Consider the following 18740-nt stretch of genomic DNA (forward strand, 5'->3'; position numbering starts at 1 on the left):
CCATGAGAGCGACCACCGTCAAGTTCCTGATCTTCGCCGTCACGATGACGTTGATCTTCGCCGGGCTGGCCGTCGTGTTCAGCCAGGCGCGGTTCACCGGCACCGAGAACTACCGGGCCACCTTCACGGACGTCTCCGGTCTCGGTGCCGGCGACAAGGTCCGCATCGCCGGGGTGCAGGTCGGTTCGGTGAAGAAGGTCGACATCGGCCGCGACAACACCGCCGAGATCGAGTTCGACGTGGATGCGAAGCACACGCTGTTCACCGGCACCCGCGCCACCGTGCGATACGAGAACCTCGTCGGCGACCGGTATCTCGAACTGCTCGAAGGTGCCGGCAGCGTCGACGTCCTGCCCGCCGGTGGCAACATCCCGATCGAGCAGACCGAACCCGCCCTCGATCTCGACCTGCTCCTCGGCGGGTTCAAGCCGCTGTTGCAGGGCCTCGACGCGCAGCAGGTCAACGACCTCTCCGGAGCTCTGTTGCAGGTCTTCCAGGGGCAGGGCGACACGCTCGTGTCGCTGCTGGGGAACACCAACTCGTTCACCAACTCACTCGCCGACCGCGACCAGCTGATCGGCGACGTCATCGACAACCTCAACGCCGTCCTCGGCACGATCGACGATCACGACCGCGAGTTCGAGAACACGATCGAACAGCTGCACACCCTGGTGGGCGGGCTGTCCGCCGATCGTGATCCCATCGGCGCGTCGATCCCGCCGATCGCCTCCGGTACCGCGGATCTCGCCGCGCTGTTGCAGAACAACCGGCCCGACTTGCAGACGGTCATCGCCGAGACGAACCGCACCATGACCCAGCTCGACCTCGGCAAGGATGACATCAACCGCACGCTCGAACGCCTGCCCTCCGACTACAAGAAACTCATCCGCGTGGGTGCATACGGAAACTTCTTCCAGTTCTTCCTCTGTGCCAATACTTTCAAGTTCTCCGGACCGGACGGAACCACCATCCGGTACACCACGGCGAACCACGACACGGGAAGGTGTGCGAAGGTCGAATGAGTGCACCCCGTGACCCCAACTACATCCGGACGGGCATCATCGGCCTGGCCGTGTCCGCCGCGATCGTTCTCGCCGGTCTGCAGTACGACCAGCTGCACTTCCTCTCCGGGGGCCTGAGCTACTCGGCGCGATTCCAGGACGCCGGCGGTCTGGTGCCCGGCGACGACGTCATGCTCGCCGGCGTGAACGTCGGCGACGTCACCGAGGTGCGCCTCGACGGTCAGGCCGTGCTGGTGAGTTTCCGCATCCGGGACGGTATCGGGCTCGGCGACACCACCGGAGCCGACATCAAGACCAACACCGTGCTCGGCCGGAAATCGCTGGCGCTGCGCCCCGGTGGCGACGGTGTGATGCGCCCGAACTCGATCATCGGTATCGAGCACACCAATTCGCCGTACTCACTGACCGACGCACTCGGCGATCTCACGACGACCGTCTCCGAACTCGACACCGATCGCATCAACGACTCGCTCGACGCGCTGTCGCAAACCCTCGAGAACACCCCGCCCGAGATCCAGGGCGCCCTGGAGGGCATGACCCGCCTGTCGCAGTCGATCAACGCCCGCGACGAGTCGTTGCACCAACTGCTCGAGCGTGCCGAGAGCGTGACGGGCATCCTGGCCGAGCGCAGCGACCAGGTCAACGCGCTCATCGTCGACGCGAACGCCCTGTTCGGCGAACTGAGCCTGCGCCGCGACGCCATCACCGAACTGATCGCGAACATCTCCTCCGTCTCACGTCAGCTCACCGGGCTCGTGCAGGACAACCAGGCGCAGATGGCACCGACACTCGAGAAGCTCAACCTCGTGACGGCCAACCTGCAGGCGAACAAGGAGAACATCGCCGGGGCGCTCGACGGCCTGGGCCCGTACATCAGCGCACTCGGGGAATCCGTCGCCAGCGGACCGTTCTTCAACGCCTACGTGTCCAACATCCTGCCGGCGCCGTGGTGGAAGGCCATCGTGGACAGCCAGGTCGCGCCCGATCTTCTCCCCGAGGATCTCCAGGACGTGATCCCGGACGGGCCCCCGACTATCAAGAGGGACGGCGAATGAGTACCGATACCGCCCCGACGACCGCCCGCCGTCGCCCACCCCTGCTGGTGCCGGTGATCATCGGCGCCGTCGTCGTGCTCGTGCTCGGCGCCCTCGCCGTGTTCGTCCTGCCGGACCTCGGCAAACGCACGATCCACGCCGAATTCGCGTCCACCAGCGGCCTGTACGAGGGCGACGACGTGCGGGTGCTCGGCGTCTCGGTGGGGCGCATCAGCGACATCGAACCCCGCGACGACCTCGTACAGGTGACGATGAAGGTCGACGACGGCGTCGAGATCCCGTCCGATGCGAGTGCCGTCGTCATCGCGCAGAGTCTCGTCTCGGCGCGCTTCGTCCAGCTCACCCCTGTGTACTCGGGTGGCCCGACGATCGAGGACGGCGCGACGATCCCGATGCAGCGCACGGCCTCTCCCGTGGAGTGGGACCAGATCAAGACCGAACTGATGCGATTGTCCGAAGCGCTCGGTCCCGAGGAACTCGATCCGCAGGGATCTCTCGGCCGGTTCATCGACACCGCGGCCGAGAATCTCGAGGGCAACGGGCAGACCGTGCGCGAGGCCCTTCGGGAGCTGTCGGACACGATGCGCACGCTCTCGGAGGGACGCACCGATCTGTTCTCGACGATCCGCAACCTGCAGACCTTCGTGTCGGTCCTCTCGTCGAGCAACGAACAGATCGTGCAGTTCGGCGGTCGTCTCGCGTCGGTCTCGGACGTGCTCGCGCAGAGCTCCGACCAGCTCGGTGTCTCCTTGTCCGAGTTGAACATCGCCGTCGGCGACGTACAGCGGTTCGTGCAGGACAACCGGGCCGAGCTCACCGAATCGGTGGAGCGGCTGGCCGATGCGACCGAGGTGCTGGTCCGCAAACGTCCCGAGATCGAGCGGGTGCTGCACTCCGGCCCGACCTCCCTCGCGAACTTCTACAACATCTACAAGCCGGCGCAGGGGTCGCTCACGGGCGCGCTCGCGATCAACAACCTCGCCAACCCCGTCGAGTGGATGTGCGGGTCGGTCGCGGCCGCCGCGAACGCGACCTCCGAGCGCAGCGAGGAACTGTGCCGCCAGCAACTCGGCCCGGTGCTGTCGTCCATCAACGCCAACTACCTTCCGCTGCTGGTCAATCCGCTCGCCGGTGTGCAGGCCTTCCCCGACGACATCGTCTACACCGAAACCTGGCTCGAGGAGGCGTCGGCAGGTCGTGGCACCGCGCCCGAGCCGTCGTCCTCGGAGACCGCGTCGCCGGTCGACGGGATCCTCGGTGGCCTGCCGTCGCTGCAGGTCCCGCAGGATCTGGGTTCTCTGCTGCAGCCGGGAGGAGTGCGATGACCGGCCGCTCGATGTTCCGCCGCCTGGGCGTCGCGGCCACCGCGGTCGCGGTGAGCACGACGCTCACCGCCTGCGAGTGGGACGGACTCAACTCGATTCCCATGCCCGGCAGCGCCGGCCGCGGGGAGGGTGCCTACGAGGTGCAGATCGAGATGCCCAACGTGACGACCCTGACCCAGAACTCGCCCGTGCGGGTCGACGACGTCACTGTGGGGTCGATCTCGGGGATCGAACTCGACGGCTGGCACGCGCTCGTGACGGTTTCGCTCGACGAAGGCGTGATCGTTCCGGCCAACTCGCTCGCCCGGATCGGGCAGACGAGTCTGCTCGGGTCGCAACACCTCGAACTGATCCCGCCCGTCGGCGAACCCCCGCAGGGCCGGCTCGAGGACGGCGACGTCATCCCGCTCGAACGCGCCGGTGCGTATCCGACCACCGAACAGACACTCTCGTCGCTGTCGGTGGTGCTCAACGGTGGTGGACTCGCGCAGATCAACGACATCACCACCGAACTGAACGCGGCGCTCGTCGGCCGGGAGGACTCGATCCGGAATCTGCTCCCGCGCCTGGACGAACTGGTGTCCACCCTCGACACGCAGCGCGGCGACATCATCGCGGCGCTGGAGGGCATGGACCGGCTGGCCGCGACCGTCGACGACCAGAACGCGACACTCGTCCGCGCCCTCGAGGAGTTGCCACCCGCGCTGGAGGTGCTCTCGGATCAGCGTTCGAACCTCACCGCCGCGATGAGTTCGCTCGGTGAACTGAGCACCGTGGCGAGCCGGATCGTCGAGACCTCGAACGACGATCTGAAGGCGAATCTCGAAGGGCTCGCGCCGACGTTGAAGGCCCTGGCCGATTCGGGCAGTGCCCTGACCGAGGTGCTCGGTGTGCTGTTCACCTATCCCTTCCCGCAGGCGGGCATCAACAACATCATCCGCGGCGACTACGCGAACCTCGCGATGACGATCGACCTCACCCTCGACCGCCTCGACCTGAACTTCCTGTCCGGGACGCCGCTCGCGGGACGCCTCGCCGGCCCGGAAGGCATCCTCGGCCGCGACGCGGGACTCGCCGCACAGGCGACGGACCCGTTCCGCGCACCGCTCGAACCACCCCCGCCGCCGCCTCCCGGTCCCGAAGGGAAACTGACGATCCCCGGCATCGGTGAGATCACCATTCCCGGCCTGCCCCTGGGGGTGCCCGCACCATGATGCTCACGCGGTTCGTCCGCATCCAGCTCACGATCTTCGCGATCCTCACGGTCGTCGGACTCGTCGTGATGTCGCTGATGTACGTGAAGTTGCCGGCGCTGTTCGGGATCGGACGGTACGAGATCGTCGTCGAACTGCAGTCGACCGGCGGTCTGTATCCGCACTCGAACGTCACCTATCGCGGAAACACCGTCGGCACCGTGCGGAGCGTCGCCCTGTCGCCGACAGGGGTCGAGGCGTTGCTGTCCATCGACAGCGACGCGAAGATTCCCGCCGATGTGGACGCGGCGGTGCGCAGCGTCTCGGCTGTCGGCGAACAGTACGTCGATCTCGTTCCCCGAGCCGACGGTTCGGGCGGCGAACGCCTGGCCGACGGCGACGTGATCCCGATCGACCGCACGAGCGTGCCGCAGGAGGTCGGTGCCCTGCTCGACCAGGCCGACGTGTTGCTCGCCTCGATCAGCGACACCCGGCTGCAGACCGTGGTGGACGAGGCGTTCGACGCGTTCAACGGCTCCGGACCCGAACTGCAGGAACTGATCGACTCGACGCGCCTGTTCGTGCAGGAGGCCTCGGCGAACAGTGCCGAGACACGGCAGTTGATCGACCAGATCGGTCCGCTGCTCGACACGCAGGTGGTCACGAGCGATGCGATCCGGTCGTGGACACGCGACATGGTCACCTTCACCGACCGCCTGCGCGAGAGCGACCCCGACCTGCGAGCCCTGCTCGACGTCGGACCGGGTGCCGCTGCCGAAACCGAATCCCTGTTGCAGGAACTGAAACCGACCCTGCCGTTGCTGCTTGCGAATCTGGTGAGCGTCGGCGAGGTGGGTGTGGTCTACAACGCCGGCATCGAGCAGATCCTGGTGCTGTACCCGCCGATGACGACGGCCCTGATCACCGCGGCCGGCGCCGGCCCGCCCGAGGACGGTGCCGTGGTGGACTTCCACCTGCAGGTCAACGATCCGCCGCCGTGCCTGGCAGGCTTCGTGCCGCCGGAGCAGTGGCGCAGTCCGGCCGATACCTCCGTGGTCGACACACCCGGCGACATCTTCTGTCAACTGCCACAGGACTATCCGAACGCGGTCCGCGGCGCCCGGAACGTACCGTGCATGGAGTACCCGGGCCGTCGCGCACCGACGCCCGACACGTGCCGCACCGGGTACAGCCCTACCTATTCGGACAATCCGTGGACCGGGCCGCCGACACCGGTGGCCTCGGAGAACGTCGCACCCACACCCGCTTCCTACGGTGAGCGCGGCGACACGGCTCCCGCGGGGGTCGCGGCGCGACGGATCGATCCGCAGACCGGGACGTACATTGGTCCCGACGGCACCGTGTACACGCACGCCGATCTCGGTGGAGATCGGAGCTTGGAGAGTTACATGAAGGCGCAGCAGGGCTGATGGCAGACGAGATCGACAAGAAGACGAAGCCGGCATGGGCCAAGCCGGTCGCGATCATCGCGTCCGTACTGGTCATCGCGCTCGTCGCGGCCGGTGCCTGGCTCATCGTCGACAGGCAGTCCGCGAACGAACGCGACGAGAAGCGGGAGGCGTACCTGCAGGCCGCGCGGCAGACGGTGCTCAACCTGACCACCATCAACGCCGATACCGCCGACGCCGACGTCGCACGTCTGCTCGAAGGCGCGACGGGCGATTTCAAGGCCGAGTTCGAGGGCCGCGAAGGGCCTTTCGTGGAGGTCGTGCAACAGGCCGGCGTCGACACCACCGGTGAGGTCCTCGAAGCGGGGATCCAGAACGAGGACGGCACGTGCGCGTCGTCGCTCGTCGCCTCCCGCGCGATGGTGAGCAACGCCGACCAGACCGAACCCGAAGCACGCGACTTCCGTCTGCGGGTGACGATCTGCGACGAGAACGGCAGATTGCTGGCGTCGAAGGTGGAGTTCGTGCCGTGACCGACGAGAAGGACGATCGCGTGACGCTCGACAAGACGACCGACGACACTGTGGCCGGTGGGACCGCAGAGAAGGACGGATCCACCGCCGCCGAGACCTCGGCCGCCGACACCTCCGTCCCGGACGCGATTTCGGATCCGAAGGCCTCGTACCTGCCACACATCGCGATCGGATTGTCTTTCGTGGCAGTGGTTTTCGCGGTCCTGGTGGGATGGCTCGCCTACGGCACCGTCCAGCAGTCCGCCGCCGAGACGGCACGGACGGAGGCAAGGGTCGCTGCGGAGGAACAGGCGGTCGCGATGCTCGCCTACACCCACGACCAGGTGGACGCGCAGACCGACGCCGCCGCGGAGGGTCTCACCGGCGACTTCCGCGACGAGTACACGAATCTGATGAAAAACATCATCGCGCCGGGCGCCAAGGAGAAAGCGATCAGCGTGCAGGTGAGCGTGCAGGCGTCGTCGGTGGTCTCCGCCGACGCCGACAACGCTGTGACCCTGCTGTTCCTCAACCAGATCACGACGAGTTCGGAGAACCCCGAAGCGGTGAGCAGCGGCAGTCGGGTGCGCGTCGAACTCGAAAAGCAGGACGGGCGTTGGCTCGTCAGCCGGTTGACCCCGATCTAGAAGAGAGTCGTCAGGTGGGGTCGGGTTCGCCGGCCTCACCCGGCGCGATCAGCGCGCGTCCGGCGGCGCCGGTGTTGGCGAGGGTGTCGAGGAACGAACGGGCCCAGCGATCCACATCGTGCGTGAGCACCTGACGGCGCAGCGCACGCATCCTCTTGCGGCCGTCCTCGCGCGGCACCTCGATCGCGGCCTGGATCTTGTCCTTGACGTCCTCGAGGTCGTGCGGATTGCACTGGAACGACTGCCGCAGTTCGGCTGCGGCACCGGTGAACTCGCTGAGCACCAACGCGCCGCCGAGATCGCTGCGGCACGCGATGTACTCCTTGGCGACGAGGTTCATGCCGTCGCGCAAGGGGGTTACCAGCATGACGTCGGCCGCGACGAAGAACGCGATGAGCTCGTCGCGGGGGACCGGGCGGTGGATGTAGTGCACCACCGGACGCCCCACCTCGGCGTACTCACCGTTGATGCGACTGACCGTCCGCTCGATCTCGCCGCGCATGTGGACGTAGGAATCGACGCGCTCCCGGCTCGGGGTCGCGAGCTGCACCATCACGGTGTCCTTCGGGTCCATGCGACCCTCGGCGAGAAGTTCGTGCACCGCATCGAGCCGCACGTCGATGCCCTTGGTGTAGTCGAGGCGATCGACGCCGAGCAGAATCGTCTTCGGGTTGCCGAGTTCCTTGCGCAACGCCTTGGCGCGATCGCGGATGGCCTTGCTCCGCGACTGCTGGTCGAGCCGGCCCGATTCGATGGAGATGGGGAAAGCGCCGACGCGCACCGAGCGGAAGCCGACCTGGACCACGCCGAGCTTGGACCGGATGCCGATGTTACCGCGTGAGGTCTGGGCACCTGCCAGACGTCGGGCGAGATACAGGAAGTTCTGGGCACCCCCGGGAAGATGGAAGCCGATGAGGTCGGCGCCGAGGAGACCCTCCACGATCTCGGTGCGCCACGGCAGCTGCATGAACAGCTCGATCGGCGGGAACGGGATGTGCAGGAAGAAGCCGATCGTCAGATCGGGACGGAGCATCCGCAGCATCTTCGGCACCAGCTGCAGCTGGTAGTCCTGGATCCAGACGGTCGCGCCCTCCGAGGCGGCCTTCGCGGTCTCCTCGGCGAAGCGGCGGTTGATCTCGACGTAGGAGTTCCACCATTCGCGCCGGTACTCCGGACGCACGATCACGTCGTGGTAGAGCGGCCACAGCGTGGCGTTGGAGAACCCCTCGTAGTATTCGGCGATGTCCTCGGTGCTCAACCGCACCGAGTGCAGGGTCAGCCCGTCCTCGACGATGACGCCTGACTCGGCGTCGGCCACGCCGGCCCAGCCGACCCAGGCGCCGTTGTTCGAACGCAGGATCGGCTCGAGTGCGGTGACGAGCCCGCCCGGACTGCGCTTCCAGCGGGTGGTGCCGTCGCGAAGCCGTTCGAGGTCGACCGGCAGGCGATTGGCGACGACCACGAAGTCCGACCCGGCGTGCGAGTCGTGGTTCCCCGCTGCGTCCGCTTCGCCTGCTGTCACGTTGTGGTCCTCTTTCGGGGCCGGGGCCGGGGCCGTCGCCGGCCCGGCAGTGTGGGTGCCGACATCGGCACCGGGATGGGTGTCGAGCTCGTCAGTGCTTGTCGCTGGGACCGATGCCGAGCATCGACAGCAGCATGCGGCACTCGTCCGCGTTCTCTGCGTAGGCAGCGACGACTCGCTGCGCCTGTCGTGCGGTTTCGTCGGCGACGGGTTCGAGATCCTCGTCGGCGATGTCGTTCGCGGTGGTCGGGTCCGCGGCCATGATGTCCTCCCGGGGTCGCTGCTCTGTGCGAGCACGCATCGTCCTTCGACTCTAGGAGAATCGGACAGCTCGCCGCCACCCGCCTTCCGAGGGCGGTCCTGGCACGGTCCTGCACGTCTACGTCGCGGTACCGTAGGACGGTCGTGCAGTAGGTACACCGTGTGTGTTTCCGGCGCACGACGTCACAGCGCCGACCCGCGGCGCACAACCGCGCTCTCGTCGAGGAAGGTATTCATGCCCATTGCCACCGTGAACGGCATCCCGCTGAACTACCAGGTCAAGGGAACGGGCGATCTCGTCGTCCTCATCATGGGAACGGGTAGTCCGGGGCGCGTGTGGGATCTGCACCAGGTGCCCGCGCTCGTCGAGGCCGGCTACCGGGTCGCCACCTTCGACAACCGCGGCATCGCACCGTCGGGCGAGAGCCTCGGCGGCATGACCATCGACGACCTGGTGAAGGACACCGCCGGCCTGATCGAACTGCTCGGCGGCCCCGCCTACGTGATCGGCACGTCGATGGGTGCGCGTGTCGCGCAGGAGCTGACGCTCGCCCGTCCCGAACTCGTCCGCAAGGCCGTTTTCCTGGCCGGTCACGCCCGCATGGACCAATTCCAGCTGACGCTCACCGAGGGCGAGCGGCAGCTCTACGACAGCGGCGTCGAACTGCCGCCGAAGTACCAGGCTGCCGTCACGGCCGTGATGAATCTGTCGCCGGCCTCGCTGGCCGACGAGCACACCGCCCGCGACTGGCTGGACGTCTTCGAGTTCAGCGGCGGAAAGGTGTCGGCGGGCGTGCGCGCGCAGCTCGGCATGGACCGGGAGTTCGATCGGCGCGCGGCCTACCGCGGCATCACCGTGCCGTGCCTGGCCGTCGGATTCGCCGACGACCGGATGATCCCGGCCTATCTGTCGCGCGAGGTGGCGGACGCCATTCCGGGTGCGCGCTACGAGGAGATCCCGGACGCGGGGCACTACGGCTATCTCGAGCGGCCCGAGGCGGTCAACAAGATCCTGGTGGACTTCCTGGCTTCCTAGAGGAGTCCCTTCACACGGGAAATCGGCAGGCGGGCGCGGTGGGATCGGCGACGATCCACCGCGCCCGCCGTCGTCGAAATGCGACGAAGGTCCCTGTGATCCGGGAGATCGGGACGTCCCGCGGACCGTCGGGCACTGGTACGCTCACCGAACAAAGGTTAGCCTGAGCTACCTTCGAGTCTCGTACGAACTGATCACGGGCCCCTCCGGACCCCCTAGTACGGAAGTTGAGTGATGACCGACCGTTCCAGCCTTGTCGCCGATGACGCGGGGAGGTCGGAGGGCAACTCGCAAGGAGACGTCTTCGACCTCGTCGGTATCGGTTTCGGCCCCTCGAACCTGGCGCTCGCGATCGCCGTCGAGGAGCACAACACCGACAACCGCTCCTCGGCGATCCGGGCACGTTTCTTCGAACGTCGGTCGGCCTTCGCCTGGCACCCGGGCATGCTGCTCGAGGGCGCCACGATGCAGATCGCATTCCCCAAAGATCTGGTCACCTTCCGCAACCCCGCGAGCTCGTACAGCTTCTTCTCCTACCTGCACGACCGTGGCCGTCTCGTGGACTTCGTCAACCACCAGACGTTCTTCCCCACCCGTCACGAGTTCCAGGACTATCTGCAGTGGGCGGCCACGCGCGTCGACGGCGACGTCCGCTACGGGACCGAGGTCGTCTCGGTCGAGACCGTCCGCAACCACAACGGGGTCGCCGATCTGTTCGCCGTGCGGACCGCCGACGGCGCCGTCGTGTACGCGCACAGCGTCGTGGTCGGAGTCGGACTGCGTGCCCGGCTCCCGAAGTGGGCGACCGAGTCCGCCCGCTGCTTCCACAACCACCACTTCCTCTTCCACATCGAGGACATGCCGGAGCCGCAGCACCAGCGCTTCGTGGTGGTCGGTGCCGGGCAGAGCGCGGCCGAGGTCGTGCAGTACCTGCACACGCACTACCCGCAGGCCGAGGTCCACAACGTCTTCAACCGCTTCGGGTACAGCCCGGCCGACGACAGCCCGTACGCGAACCGCATCTTCGACCCGCAGGTCGTCGACGAACTGCACGCGGCCCCGCTGTCCGAGCGTGAGCGTCTGCTCGCCCTGCACCGCAGCACCAACTACTCGGTCGTCTCGCCCGAACTCATCGAGGCGCTCTACGCGACCGAATACCGCGAACGGGTGAGCGGTCGTCGCCGCTTGTTCATGCGTCGTGCCTCGGAGGTCGTGTCGGCGATCGAGAGCGAGGCGGGAGTCACCGTCGAGATCCGCGACAATCTCGAAGGCGACACCGAGACCCTCGAGTGCGATGCGGTGGTCCTCGCGACCGGCTTCGAGCCCACGCCTCTCGCGCCGCTGCTGGGTGATCTCGCGCCCGAGGCACCCGTTCTGTCCGTCGCCCGCGACTACCGTCTGCCGCTGCCCGAGAACGTCACGGCCGACGTCTACCTGCAGGGCGGAACCGAGAAGACACACGGTCTGACCGCGTCGTTGCTGTCCAACGCAGCGATCCGCGCGGGTGAGATCCTGACCTCGATCGTCGAACGCCGAGAGCTCCGTCTGCCCGGAGCCGGGGGAGGAATCGACGAGCTTGGTAGGATATCGGACCATCACACCTACGCAACAAGTGAGGCGAGATGAGCACGAATCCATTTGACGACGAAGACGGCCGCTTCTACGTCCTCATCAATGATGAGGAGCAGTACTCGCTGTGGCCGACCTTCGCCGAGGTTCCGCAGGGGTGGCGGGTGGTATTCGGCGAAGAGTCGCGCGCCGCTTGCGTCGAGTACGTCGAGCAGAATTGGACCGATATGCGTCCGAAGAGCCTTCGCGACGCAATGGAAGCCGACGAGAAGGCCCGCCAGGGCAGCTGAACGCTTCCGTCAGATCCGCCGAGAGTCACGCCCGCGCCGAAAGCGCAGCGTGGCTCTCGTCGTTTGTACGGACGATCCTGCCTCACGGCCCGACGACGACCCGTGTGGGTCGAGAGGTATCGGGCCCGTGGCCAGGGGACCCGACGCGATCGGGCCCGTCGGTATCGGGCCCGTCGGTATCGGGCCGGTGGCGATCGGGCCGGTGGCGATCGGGCCGGTGGCGATCGGACCGGTGGCGATCGGACCCGTCGCGATGGGGCCCGTCGCGGGAGCTGTGGGTATCGGGCCGGTGTGCAGCGATCCCACCGGGATGGGACCCGTGGCGGGGCCGGGCGCCGGACGCCACACCGGGCGGTTCTTGTCGAGCCGGATCCGGGGGATCCGCCGCAGCTGCGGGCGACGCAGCGCGCCGACGCGGAGGACACCGCGCGGGTTGCGCGTGCGGCGGGCGAGCCATTCACCGAGCGTGACACCCGCGGCGAGCGCGCACCCGATACCGAACGCCGAGAACAGCGCCGTCATGCCGGTGGCCATCTGATTGCGGAGCATCGCGTAAAGGCCGCGATAGAGGGCGAGACCGGGCAGCAGCGGCGTGATGCCGGCGACCGCGACGACCAGCGGTGGCGTGAGCGCGCGGCGGGCCATCAGACCACCGGCGAAACCGATGACGGTCGCGGCCAGCGCCGACGAGATGATCGGACCGAGCGACAACCCGAGCGCGAGCTGGTAGCCGAGGCTGCCGGTGGCGCCGGCGAGCGCGGCGACCGTGAGAGCGCGACGTTCGGCGTAGCAGGCGACGGCGTAGAACAACGCCGCCGCGGCACCGGCGAGGATCTTCGTCGGCAGCTGTGTGAGGTCGGGAAGTGCCTCGTAACTGATGAGAGGGAGTTCGGCGCCGAACACCGACGCGACCCGCAGGGTCGTCGCGACACCCGCGACGATGCCGCCCGTCATCATCAGCACTTCGAAGAAACGCGCCGACGCCGTGATGGGGGCCCCGGTGATGGCGTCCTGCACCGAACCCACGAGCGACAGACCGGACAGCAGCACCGTCACGCCGGCCGCGATGATCAGTCCCGGTGACACTTCGATCCCGATCGTCTCCCGCATCCCGTACAGCGTGATCGCCGGGGCTGTCGCGACGATGCCGCCCACCAGATGCTGGAAGAAGAACGGCAACCCGGCCGCGTTGAGTTTGCGGTTGACGCGGTCGATCACGAACGTCGAACCGAAGGCGACGAGCGCAACCAGCGCGTCGCCGCCGAGGAGCACGGAGATCGAGGCGGCCATCGCCGACCACGCGATCGTCGCCACCCAACGGTTGTACGGATGCGCCTTGGTGGTGATGGCGAGCAGTTCTTCGTGCGCCTGCGCCGGGGAGATCGCGTCGCGGCGGACGCGGCGGGTCAGACGGTCGACGGCCGCGAGCCGCGTGAAGTCCATCGAGCGGTAGTGCACCACCCGCATCGTGCTCGACGGCGGCATGGTCGGTCCGCGATAGGCCGACAGCACGATCGAGTTGTAGGTGACGTCGACGTCGCACTGCGCCAGACCGTAGGTGGCAGCGACGAACCGCACCTGTTCGGCGGTGTCGATCGCGCCGGTGCCCGACGCGAGCAGGACCTCACCGACACGCACGGCGACGTCGAGCGCCTCGGCGACCACTGCATCATCGGTCAGATCGATCGGCTGCAGTGGCGCCGGCGCCTCGGTGACCGCGTCGATGGTCGCGCGGCGGGTACCGAGAACCCGATCGAGGAAGTCGTCGAAGCGGCTCACCGTCCGCGGCCTCCGGTACGGCTGGGGGAAACGGGGAGGGTGGGCATGCAATCCACCGTAACGAAGGCGGGTGGGTGCGCGCCGAGAGTGTGACGCGCTATATGATGGCGTCGCTCACGCGTCGTCCGCGACCGTCGAGTTCTGTGCCTCCTTAGCTCAGTGGTAGAGCACTCGCCTTGTAAGCGAGCGGTCGTCAGTTCAATCCTGACAGGGGGCTCCAGTAGGGCCCGTCGCGTACCGCGCGGGCCTGTTTCATCCGGTGCTGCTGTGAACCGCTGCGAAGACCACGAACACGGCGAACAGTGCCGCGACGCCGAGGCACGCACCGATCAGAGCTTCGCGGCGATGCGTCGCCGTGCCCCTGTCGACCCGTTCGAGACCGATCCATCCGCACACCACTGCGACCAGACCTGCGGGGATCGCGACGAAGTCGCCGATGACGGGTACGAAGGCGAAGACGAGCGCGACGATCCCTGCGGTAAGTGCCGTGTTTCCGGCGCCGTTGCGGGGCGGGACCGGGGTGAAGCGGTCTGCGGTCATCGTCCCTCGATCCGGGAGGCACACATGCACGGGCGGGTGTTCGCCCGGACCGGATCCCTGTCCCGTCGAAGGCGAGAAGGACAATTTACATCGGAAGACGGGGCTCCGGGAGGGTTGCCGGGGCCGTTGCCGTCCTGCTCCGGCCGGTGGTGTTCACCGAGGCGGAGTGCTCGGCGCTCGGACAGGTCGATCACCGGCGCAATCGTGTGCGGCGCCTCGTGGAGGTCGTGCGCCGCGGCGACGCGCCCGAATACGAGGGCGACCACCGGGGATGCCGTGAGCCATCCGAGCAGCGGCCAACCGATCCAGGTCATATCCGGAGAACGGTTCGGGCGCACGGAGCGTCAACGGATCCGCCGCAGTTCACCCGGTTGTTCACTCTCCGCATGTCACTGCAGGGGCGTGTGAATGCGGAAGTGACGAAATGGATCGGATATCAGGACTTCGAGGATTCGAATGCGTCCATATCGACGAATATCAGCCGTCCGTCGTCGAGTGCCACAGCCCAGCGGCGCACGCGCGCCCAGTCGCGACCCAGCTTGTCGCCCACGGCTTCCTGTGCTGGACCGAAGTCTTCGACGATCGTGCCGGGACAGGCCTTGGTGCCCGCGACACCCGCGCGTACGACGACCTTCGAGCCCACGGCAGGCTTCGGGGGAGTATTCGACGATCCGGCCATAACTCGAATCATGCCACCAGTGGAAAGAATCGACCGGGCAAACACGGATTATCCGCATCGGACGAATGTGGCGATTCGGGTGGAATATCCCTTTCGTGTTGTTCTTTCCACCAGAAACGACTTCGCCCACGCCGGTCGGCGTGGGCGAAGAGGTTCTCGAATCGGAGAAACAATGGCCGGTCAGCGCAGTGAGAGCTTCTCGCGCGCCTGATCGACGAACTCGGAATCGACCATGAGGTCGTAGCGCGAGGCCTCGATGCTCTTTCTCGAGACGAAGTCGCGGCGCCCCCCGGTGCTCCAGTGGGTGAAGAAGCCGAGTGATCCGCCCCATACCGCGCCGAAGACGACAGCGGTGAGGATCACGGTGGCCATGCCGGTGGCAGGCAGGAGCAGTGCCAGGAGCAGACCGAAGAGCAGGCCCGTCCAGACGCCTGCGGCGGCGCCGCGAAGGGCGGCCTTGCCGTTGGTCATGCGGCCTTCGATGTGTTCGACGGTGGTGACTCCCTGGCCCACGACCCGCAGGTACTCGACGGGAAAGCCTTCGTCGGACAGGTGGTCGATGGCCCTCTCGACGGCGTCGTAGGTGCGGTAGCTCTCGAGGACGGTTTCGGATTCGGTGTAGTGCCCGGGTGTCGGTGCGTAGACATCTGTCATGCGTTCCCCTTCGTCGACGATTGGAACGATACGCTCATCGTAGCGTATCGTTTCGTAGTGTTTGATTCGGGGTCGCCTTGTCGGGGAGACTCGGGAATCCTGCGGGTGTATGCCCGCGCGAGGAGGATGTAGACATGGTGGGCGAGGTCGAGACGGAATCCGTGGCCCTGACGTCGCGGCGCCCCGTCAAGGAGCGTGCCGGGACCGACGCACGCATCGTGAAGGCCGCGCTCGAGATCCTGCGGCTTCACGGGCCCAACCGCGTCACCGTCGAGGCGGTCGCGGCGCTGTCGGGCGTCGCGAAGACGACGATCTACCGGCGCTACGCGAACCGTGAGGAGATCCTCGACGCGGCATTGCACTCGCAGGTCGCCTCACCGTGCGTGCCCGACGGGCTGTGCGTCTACGACCGCATCAAATGGACCCTCGAGCTGATCCGTCGCGGACTGTCGAACGAAGTGGGCATGGGCAGTGTCGGCGCACTGCTCACCGACCAGGAACCCGAGTTCACCGAGTCGATCCGGGAGATCATCAATGCCCGGAGCGAGGTCGTCGCCGACGTGCTCCGCACCGCGATCGAGTCGGGCGCGATCCGCAAGGACATCGACGTCGACACCGCCGTCTCGATGCTCGCCGGCGCGTATCTCGGCGCCTACCTGCGTCACGGCGAGGTGGGGGAGTCCTGGGCGGACGAGGTCGTCCACATCGTCTGCCCCGAACTGGAACCGGACCCGCAGGCGCAGTGATCGTAGGCCCGCCCCGCGGGTCGATCGATCGTAGGCTCGACCCGTGACCGAGTCGAGTCGATGCGTGGTGGCGGTCGTGGGATCGCTGAACCTCGACCTGACGGTCGTCCTGGCACGTGCTCCCGAAGAAGGTGAGACGGTACTCGGCCGGCATCTGCGCACCTATCCGGGAGGCAAGGGCGCGAACCAGGCCATCGGTGCTGCCCGCCTGGCTCCCACCGCCATCGTCGGCGCGGTGGGCAGCGATCATGCCGCTGACGTACTGCGCGGCGTGCAACAGAGGGCAGGGGTCGACACCTCCCATCTGCGAACCACACCGGGCCCGACCGGCCGGGCCGTCATCCTCGTCTCCGACGACGGGCAGAACCGGATCGTCGTCGTACCCGAGGCCAATTCGTTGCTCGAGGCCGAGAACGTGACCGCAGCACTCGATGCTCTCGATCCCGCGGTGGTGCTCACCCAACTCGAGCTGCTCCCCGCAGTGACCTGGGCCGCCGCCCAGTGGGCGCGCGATCACGACCGCCGGTTCGTGCTCAATCCGAGCCCGGTGATCGACCTGGACGAATACGTCCTCGCCGGCGCCGATCCGCTCGTACTCAACGAGCAGGAAGCCCTGCACTACGCGGGTCTTCCCGCAGGGACCCGCTTCGACGCGATCGTGACCCGCCTGCTCGAACAGGTGCGCACCGTGGTGATCACCCGTGGTGGGGAGGACGTCGTGGTCGGAACCGAGGACGCGATCGAACATCTGCGGGTCCCGCAGGTCGACGTCGTCGACACGACGGGGGCGGGCGATCATTTCGCCGGCACGCTCGCCGCGTTGCTCGGCACGGGGGAGGACCTGTTCGCGGCAGCGCGCCGGGCATCGGCCGACGCTGCCCGGCTGGTCGCATCCCGCCGCTCCGATCGGTGACACGGCGAGGAACCACGTCAGGGCGGCGGAAGCAGCTCGCCCTTGCCGCTGCGCAACCAGCGCCCGGGAAGCCGGCCGGCGAGGTCGCCGAGCGGACCGACGGCCCCGCGCAGCAGCTCGACCGTTTCCTGCAACATGTCGATGCTCGCGTTCATCTGCGAGATGCCGGGCGTGAGATGCGCGAGGGTCTCCGAGAGCGAGACGATCTGATCGAGCGGACCGCCCTCGGCGAGCAGTCGTTCGAGGGCGCCCCGTTCGGAGAGCAGGACGTCGAGGACGCCGCCCTGGGCGAGGGCCCGCTCGACGACCCCACCGGGCCGGATCGCCACATCGACGATGCCGCCCGGCGCGGTGAGCCGTTCCACCGCGCCGTCCTGGGCGAGCAGCCGTTCGAGCGGGCCGTCGTGCGCGGTGAGGCGATCGAGCAGACCCCCTTCCGACACGAGGCGGTCGAGGGCACCGTCGTCGGCGAGGATCCGGTCGAGGGGACCACCCGGTGCGGTGAGCCGGTCGACGGGTCCGCCCGGTTCGAGCAACCGATCGAGCAGGCCACCCGGCTCGGTGAGCCGATCGACCGGCCCACCCGGCGCGAGCAGCCGGTCGAGGGGACCGCCGGGACGCAACGCGTGACCGAGTCCACGGTCCTCCGACGTGAGCTTCGAGATCTGCTGCAGCAGCCCCACCGAGTTGCGGGTGTCGGGCAGGCCGACCGCGCCGAGCGCGGAGTAGGTGGTGGGCGACACCGCGACCCGCACGGTGCCGACGACCGTCTCGGCGACGCTCAGGGCGACCTCTGCGGCGGTCAGACCCACACGCACCGGCATCACGAGTACGGACCCGAGGTTCATGGAACCGACTGTAACGGTCAGTGCTCGAGAACGTCAGTCCGAGAACGTGAGGCCCAAGAACGTCAGTGCACGAGTTTGAGACCGACCACGCACAGCACGATGCCCGCGATCAGTGCGAGCTTCAGCAGCGAGGCGGTCTCGGTGCCGGTGACCATCGCATATCCGACCGTGAGAGCGGCGCCGATACCCACCCAGATCGCGTAGGACGTCCCGACCGGCAGGGTGCGCAGGGCATACGCGAGCCCGGCCATGCTCAGGACGAGGGCGACGACGAACACCAGTGTCGGGGTGAGCCGGCTGAAACCGGCAGATCTGCCGAGGGCTGTAGCCCACACGGCTTCGAGCACACCGGAGAGGACGAGAACGATCCAGGCCATGACGTACAACGCTCCTGCACCGTCTTGTCGCTGGCCGGGTACGGTGCGCTCGTCCGGGAGGCCGACCGGCGGCCAGCTCCGTCGAGGTTAGGAATTCCGGGCGAGTATTGGCAAATTGCTCAGGACACGCGCAGTAGCTGCGATTCCTGCGCAATCACCGTGCACGAACATCCGCCGTCCAGTTCGATGCAGTCGAGAACGAGGGTGTGCCGCACGATCTCGAAGTCGACGCAGTCGGGTTCGGTGCAGTCGACCCGAGTATCGGCGTGGAGCACGAGAGTGCCGTGGCAGTGGTCGAGATCGTGGTTGCACTGTGAACACGTCATGCATCACTTGATAGCACTGCCGTCGGACAGGTTCTCC

20 protein-coding genes, 1 tRNA gene, 1 pseudogene and 1 riboswitch are annotated in these 18740 nt (G+C 67.3%); of the genes and pseudogenes, 13 read left to right on the forward strand and 9 right to left on the reverse strand.

Annotated elements, in window-relative coordinates; genetic code table 11:
- Positions 1-2: 2 nt before the first annotated feature.
- Genes ACQR3U_RS03015 through ACQR3U_RS03045 form a run of 7 tightly spaced genes read left to right on the forward strand, consistent with a single transcriptional unit; the run spans position 3 to position 7163 of the window.
- Positions 3-1022: an MCE family protein gene (locus ACQR3U_RS03015; protein WP_024102956.1), complete on the forward strand. Its 1020-nt coding sequence runs from the start codon at positions 3-5 to the stop codon at positions 1020-1022.
- Positions 1019-2077 carry an MCE family protein gene (locus ACQR3U_RS03020; protein WP_019290089.1) on the forward strand — a complete coding sequence of 353 codons (1059 nt, stop codon included), beginning with the start codon at positions 1019-1021 and terminating at the stop codon, positions 2075-2077. Before ACQR3U_RS03015 ends, ACQR3U_RS03020 begins: the two co-directional genes overlap by 4 nt.
- A complete protein-coding gene (locus ACQR3U_RS03025) occupies positions 2074-3402 on the forward strand; it encodes an MCE family protein (protein ID WP_019290088.1) in 1329 nt (442 codons plus the stop codon). The genes ACQR3U_RS03020 and ACQR3U_RS03025 overlap by 4 nt, the downstream gene beginning before the upstream one ends.
- Complete coding sequence (locus tag ACQR3U_RS03030) at positions 3399-4616, forward strand: MCE family protein (RefSeq protein WP_230809671.1); 1218 nt, start codon at positions 3399-3401, stop codon at positions 4614-4616. The genes ACQR3U_RS03025 and ACQR3U_RS03030 overlap by 4 nt, the downstream gene beginning before the upstream one ends.
- Positions 4613-6025: an MCE family protein gene (locus ACQR3U_RS03035; protein WP_019290086.1), complete on the forward strand. Its 1413-nt coding sequence runs from the start codon at positions 4613-4615 to the stop codon at positions 6023-6025. The genes ACQR3U_RS03030 and ACQR3U_RS03035 overlap by 4 nt, the downstream gene beginning before the upstream one ends.
- On the forward strand, positions 6025-6537 hold the full coding sequence (locus ACQR3U_RS03040) for a hypothetical protein (protein ID WP_006551890.1): 513 nt from the start codon (positions 6025-6027) through the stop codon (positions 6535-6537). Before ACQR3U_RS03035 ends, ACQR3U_RS03040 begins: the two co-directional genes overlap by 1 nt.
- Positions 6534-7163, forward strand: coding sequence for a hypothetical protein (locus ACQR3U_RS03045; protein WP_006551889.1), 630 nt, complete (start codon positions 6534-6536; stop codon positions 7161-7163). The genes ACQR3U_RS03040 and ACQR3U_RS03045 overlap by 4 nt, the downstream gene beginning before the upstream one ends.
- A 10-nt stretch (positions 7164-7173) precedes the next feature.
- On the opposite strand, the gene ACQR3U_RS03050 is transcribed toward ACQR3U_RS03045, so the two are convergent.
- Both ACQR3U_RS03050 and ACQR3U_RS03055 read right to left on the reverse strand, forming a co-directional pair.
- Positions 7174-8685, reverse strand: coding sequence for an alpha,alpha-trehalose-phosphate synthase (UDP-forming) (locus ACQR3U_RS03050; RefSeq protein ID WP_006551888.1), 1512 nt, complete (start codon positions 8683-8685; stop codon positions 7174-7176).
- A 91-nt stretch (positions 8686-8776) separates the two neighbouring features.
- Complete coding sequence (locus ACQR3U_RS03055) at positions 8777-8986, reverse strand: hypothetical protein (RefSeq protein WP_016692417.1); 210 nt, start codon at positions 8984-8986, stop codon at positions 8777-8779.
- Between the two features lie 195 nt (positions 8987-9181).
- Here ACQR3U_RS03055 and ACQR3U_RS03060 point away from each other — a divergent pair, with 195 nt between their 5' ends.
- The 3 genes from ACQR3U_RS03060 to ACQR3U_RS03070 all read left to right on the forward strand — a co-directional run bounded on the left by ACQR3U_RS03060 (position 9182) and on the right by ACQR3U_RS03070 (position 11841).
- A complete protein-coding gene (locus ACQR3U_RS03060; RefSeq protein ID WP_006551886.1) occupies positions 9182-9982 on the forward strand; it encodes an alpha/beta fold hydrolase in 801 nt (266 codons plus the stop codon).
- A gap of 234 nt (positions 9983-10216) precedes the next feature.
- Positions 10217-11608 (forward strand): lysine N(6)-hydroxylase/L-ornithine N(5)-oxygenase family protein, encoded by a 1392-nt coding sequence (locus tag ACQR3U_RS03065; protein WP_230809672.1) that lies wholly within the window; start codon positions 10217-10219, stop codon positions 11606-11608.
- Complete coding sequence (locus ACQR3U_RS03070; RefSeq protein WP_006551884.1) at positions 11605-11841, forward strand: MbtH family protein; 237 nt, start codon at positions 11605-11607, stop codon at positions 11839-11841. The genes ACQR3U_RS03065 and ACQR3U_RS03070 overlap by 4 nt, the downstream gene beginning before the upstream one ends.
- A gap of 381 nt (positions 11842-12222) precedes the next feature.
- On the opposite strand, the pseudogene ACQR3U_RS03075 reads toward ACQR3U_RS03070, so the two are convergent.
- Positions 12223-13620: pseudogene (locus ACQR3U_RS03075) on the reverse strand (threonine/serine ThrE exporter family protein); the annotation flags it as partial.
- A gap of 145 nt (positions 13621-13765) precedes the next feature.
- On the opposite strand from ACQR3U_RS03075, the gene ACQR3U_RS03080 reads away from it, so the two are divergent.
- Positions 13766-13840 (forward strand) — tRNA-Thr (locus ACQR3U_RS03080).
- A 32-nt stretch (positions 13841-13872) separates the two neighbouring features.
- Here ACQR3U_RS03080 and ACQR3U_RS03085 read toward each other — a convergent pair.
- From ACQR3U_RS03085 to ACQR3U_RS03095, 3 genes are all read right to left on the reverse strand, one after another.
- Positions 13873-14160: a hypothetical protein gene (locus tag ACQR3U_RS03085; RefSeq protein WP_006551882.1), complete on the reverse strand. Its 288-nt coding sequence runs from the start codon at positions 14158-14160 to the stop codon at positions 13873-13875.
- A 436-nt stretch (positions 14161-14596) separates the two neighbouring features.
- Positions 14597-14839, reverse strand: coding sequence for a hypothetical protein (locus ACQR3U_RS03090; protein WP_024102965.1), 243 nt, complete (start codon positions 14837-14839; stop codon positions 14597-14599).
- A gap of 180 nt (positions 14840-15019) precedes the next feature.
- Positions 15020-15493, reverse strand: coding sequence for a general stress protein (locus tag ACQR3U_RS03095; RefSeq protein ID WP_230809674.1), 474 nt, complete (start codon positions 15491-15493; stop codon positions 15020-15022).
- Positions 15494-15627: 134 nt separating this feature from the next.
- Between ACQR3U_RS03095 and ACQR3U_RS03100 the strand changes: the two genes are divergently transcribed.
- Both ACQR3U_RS03100 and ACQR3U_RS03105 read left to right on the forward strand, forming a co-directional pair.
- Positions 15628-16239, forward strand: a complete 612-nt coding sequence (locus tag ACQR3U_RS03100) for a TetR/AcrR family transcriptional regulator (RefSeq protein WP_230809675.1) — start codon at positions 15628-15630, stop codon at positions 16237-16239.
- A gap of 43 nt (positions 16240-16282) precedes the next feature.
- A complete protein-coding gene (locus ACQR3U_RS03105) occupies positions 16283-17152 on the forward strand; it encodes a ribokinase (RefSeq protein ID WP_230809676.1) in 870 nt (289 codons plus the stop codon).
- A 17-nt stretch (positions 17153-17169) separates the two neighbouring features.
- On the opposite strand, the gene ACQR3U_RS03110 is transcribed toward ACQR3U_RS03105, so the two are convergent.
- From ACQR3U_RS03110 to ACQR3U_RS03120, 3 genes are all read right to left on the reverse strand, one after another.
- Positions 17170-18000 (reverse strand): ABC transporter, encoded by an 831-nt coding sequence (locus ACQR3U_RS03110; RefSeq protein ID WP_193903070.1) that lies wholly within the window; start codon positions 17998-18000, stop codon positions 17170-17172.
- Positions 18001-18062: 62 nt separating this feature from the next.
- On the reverse strand, positions 18063-18377 hold the full coding sequence (locus ACQR3U_RS03115) for a DMT family transporter (protein ID WP_006551875.1): 315 nt from the start codon (positions 18375-18377) through the stop codon (positions 18063-18065).
- 13 nt (positions 18378-18390) lie between these two features.
- Positions 18391-18456: riboswitch (guanidine-III (ykkC-III) riboswitch) on the reverse strand.
- A 40-nt stretch (positions 18457-18496) separates the two neighbouring features.
- Entirely contained in the window at positions 18497-18703 is a 207-nt protein-coding gene (locus ACQR3U_RS03120; RefSeq protein WP_006551874.1) for a hypothetical protein, read from the reverse strand.
- Positions 18704-18740 lie beyond the last annotated feature (37 nt).

It is taken from the genome of Rhodococcus sp. IEGM1339 (assembly GCF_050321925.1).
In the GTDB taxonomy this organism is placed as follows: Bacteria; Actinomycetota; Actinomycetes; order Mycobacteriales; family Mycobacteriaceae; genus Rhodococcus; species Rhodococcus pyridinivorans.

Excerpts from the sequence above, each read along its gene's own strand:
- ACQR3U_RS03085 (WP_006551882.1), bottom strand. The coding sequence starts at position 14,160 with ATGACCGCAGACCGCTTCACCCCGGTCCCGCCCCGCAACGGCGCCGGA.
- ACQR3U_RS03090 (WP_024102965.1), bottom strand. The coding sequence starts at position 14,839 with ATGGCCGGATCGTCGAATACTCCCCCGAAGCCTGCCGTGGGCTCGAAG.
- ACQR3U_RS03110 (WP_193903070.1), bottom strand. The coding sequence starts at position 18,000 with ATGAACCTCGGGTCCGTACTCGTGATGCCGGTGCGTGTGGGTCTGACC.
- ACQR3U_RS03065 (WP_230809672.1), top strand. The coding sequence starts at position 10,217 with ATGACCGACCGTTCCAGCCTTGTCGCCGATGACGCGGGGAGGTCGGAG.
- ACQR3U_RS03055 (WP_016692417.1), bottom strand. The coding sequence starts at position 8,986 with ATGCGTGCTCGCACAGAGCAGCGACCCCGGGAGGACATCATGGCCGCG.
- ACQR3U_RS03070 (WP_006551884.1), top strand. The coding sequence starts at position 11,605 with ATGAGCACGAATCCATTTGACGACGAAGACGGCCGCTTCTACGTCCTC.
- ACQR3U_RS03115 (WP_006551875.1), bottom strand. The coding sequence starts at position 18,377 with ATGGCCTGGATCGTTCTCGTCCTCTCCGGTGTGCTCGAAGCCGTGTGG.
- ACQR3U_RS03035 (WP_019290086.1), top strand. The coding sequence starts at position 4,613 with ATGATGCTCACGCGGTTCGTCCGCATCCAGCTCACGATCTTCGCGATC.
- ACQR3U_RS03060 (WP_006551886.1), top strand. The coding sequence starts at position 9,182 with ATGCCCATTGCCACCGTGAACGGCATCCCGCTGAACTACCAGGTCAAG.
- ACQR3U_RS03020 (WP_019290089.1), top strand. The coding sequence starts at position 1,019 with ATGAGTGCACCCCGTGACCCCAACTACATCCGGACGGGCATCATCGGC.
- ACQR3U_RS03095 (WP_230809674.1), bottom strand. The coding sequence starts at position 15,493 with ATGACAGATGTCTACGCACCGACACCCGGGCACTACACCGAATCCGAA.
- ACQR3U_RS03025 (WP_019290088.1), top strand. The coding sequence starts at position 2,074 with ATGAGTACCGATACCGCCCCGACGACCGCCCGCCGTCGCCCACCCCTG.
- ACQR3U_RS03015 (WP_024102956.1), top strand. The coding sequence starts at position 3 with ATGAGAGCGACCACCGTCAAGTTCCTGATCTTCGCCGTCACGATGACG.
- ACQR3U_RS03030 (WP_230809671.1), top strand. The coding sequence starts at position 3,399 with ATGACCGGCCGCTCGATGTTCCGCCGCCTGGGCGTCGCGGCCACCGCG.
- ACQR3U_RS03100 (WP_230809675.1), top strand. The coding sequence starts at position 15,628 with ATGGTGGGCGAGGTCGAGACGGAATCCGTGGCCCTGACGTCGCGGCGC.
- ACQR3U_RS03040 (WP_006551890.1), top strand. The coding sequence starts at position 6,025 with ATGGCAGACGAGATCGACAAGAAGACGAAGCCGGCATGGGCCAAGCCG.
- ACQR3U_RS03120 (WP_006551874.1), bottom strand. The coding sequence starts at position 18,703 with ATGACGTGTTCACAGTGCAACCACGATCTCGACCACTGCCACGGCACT.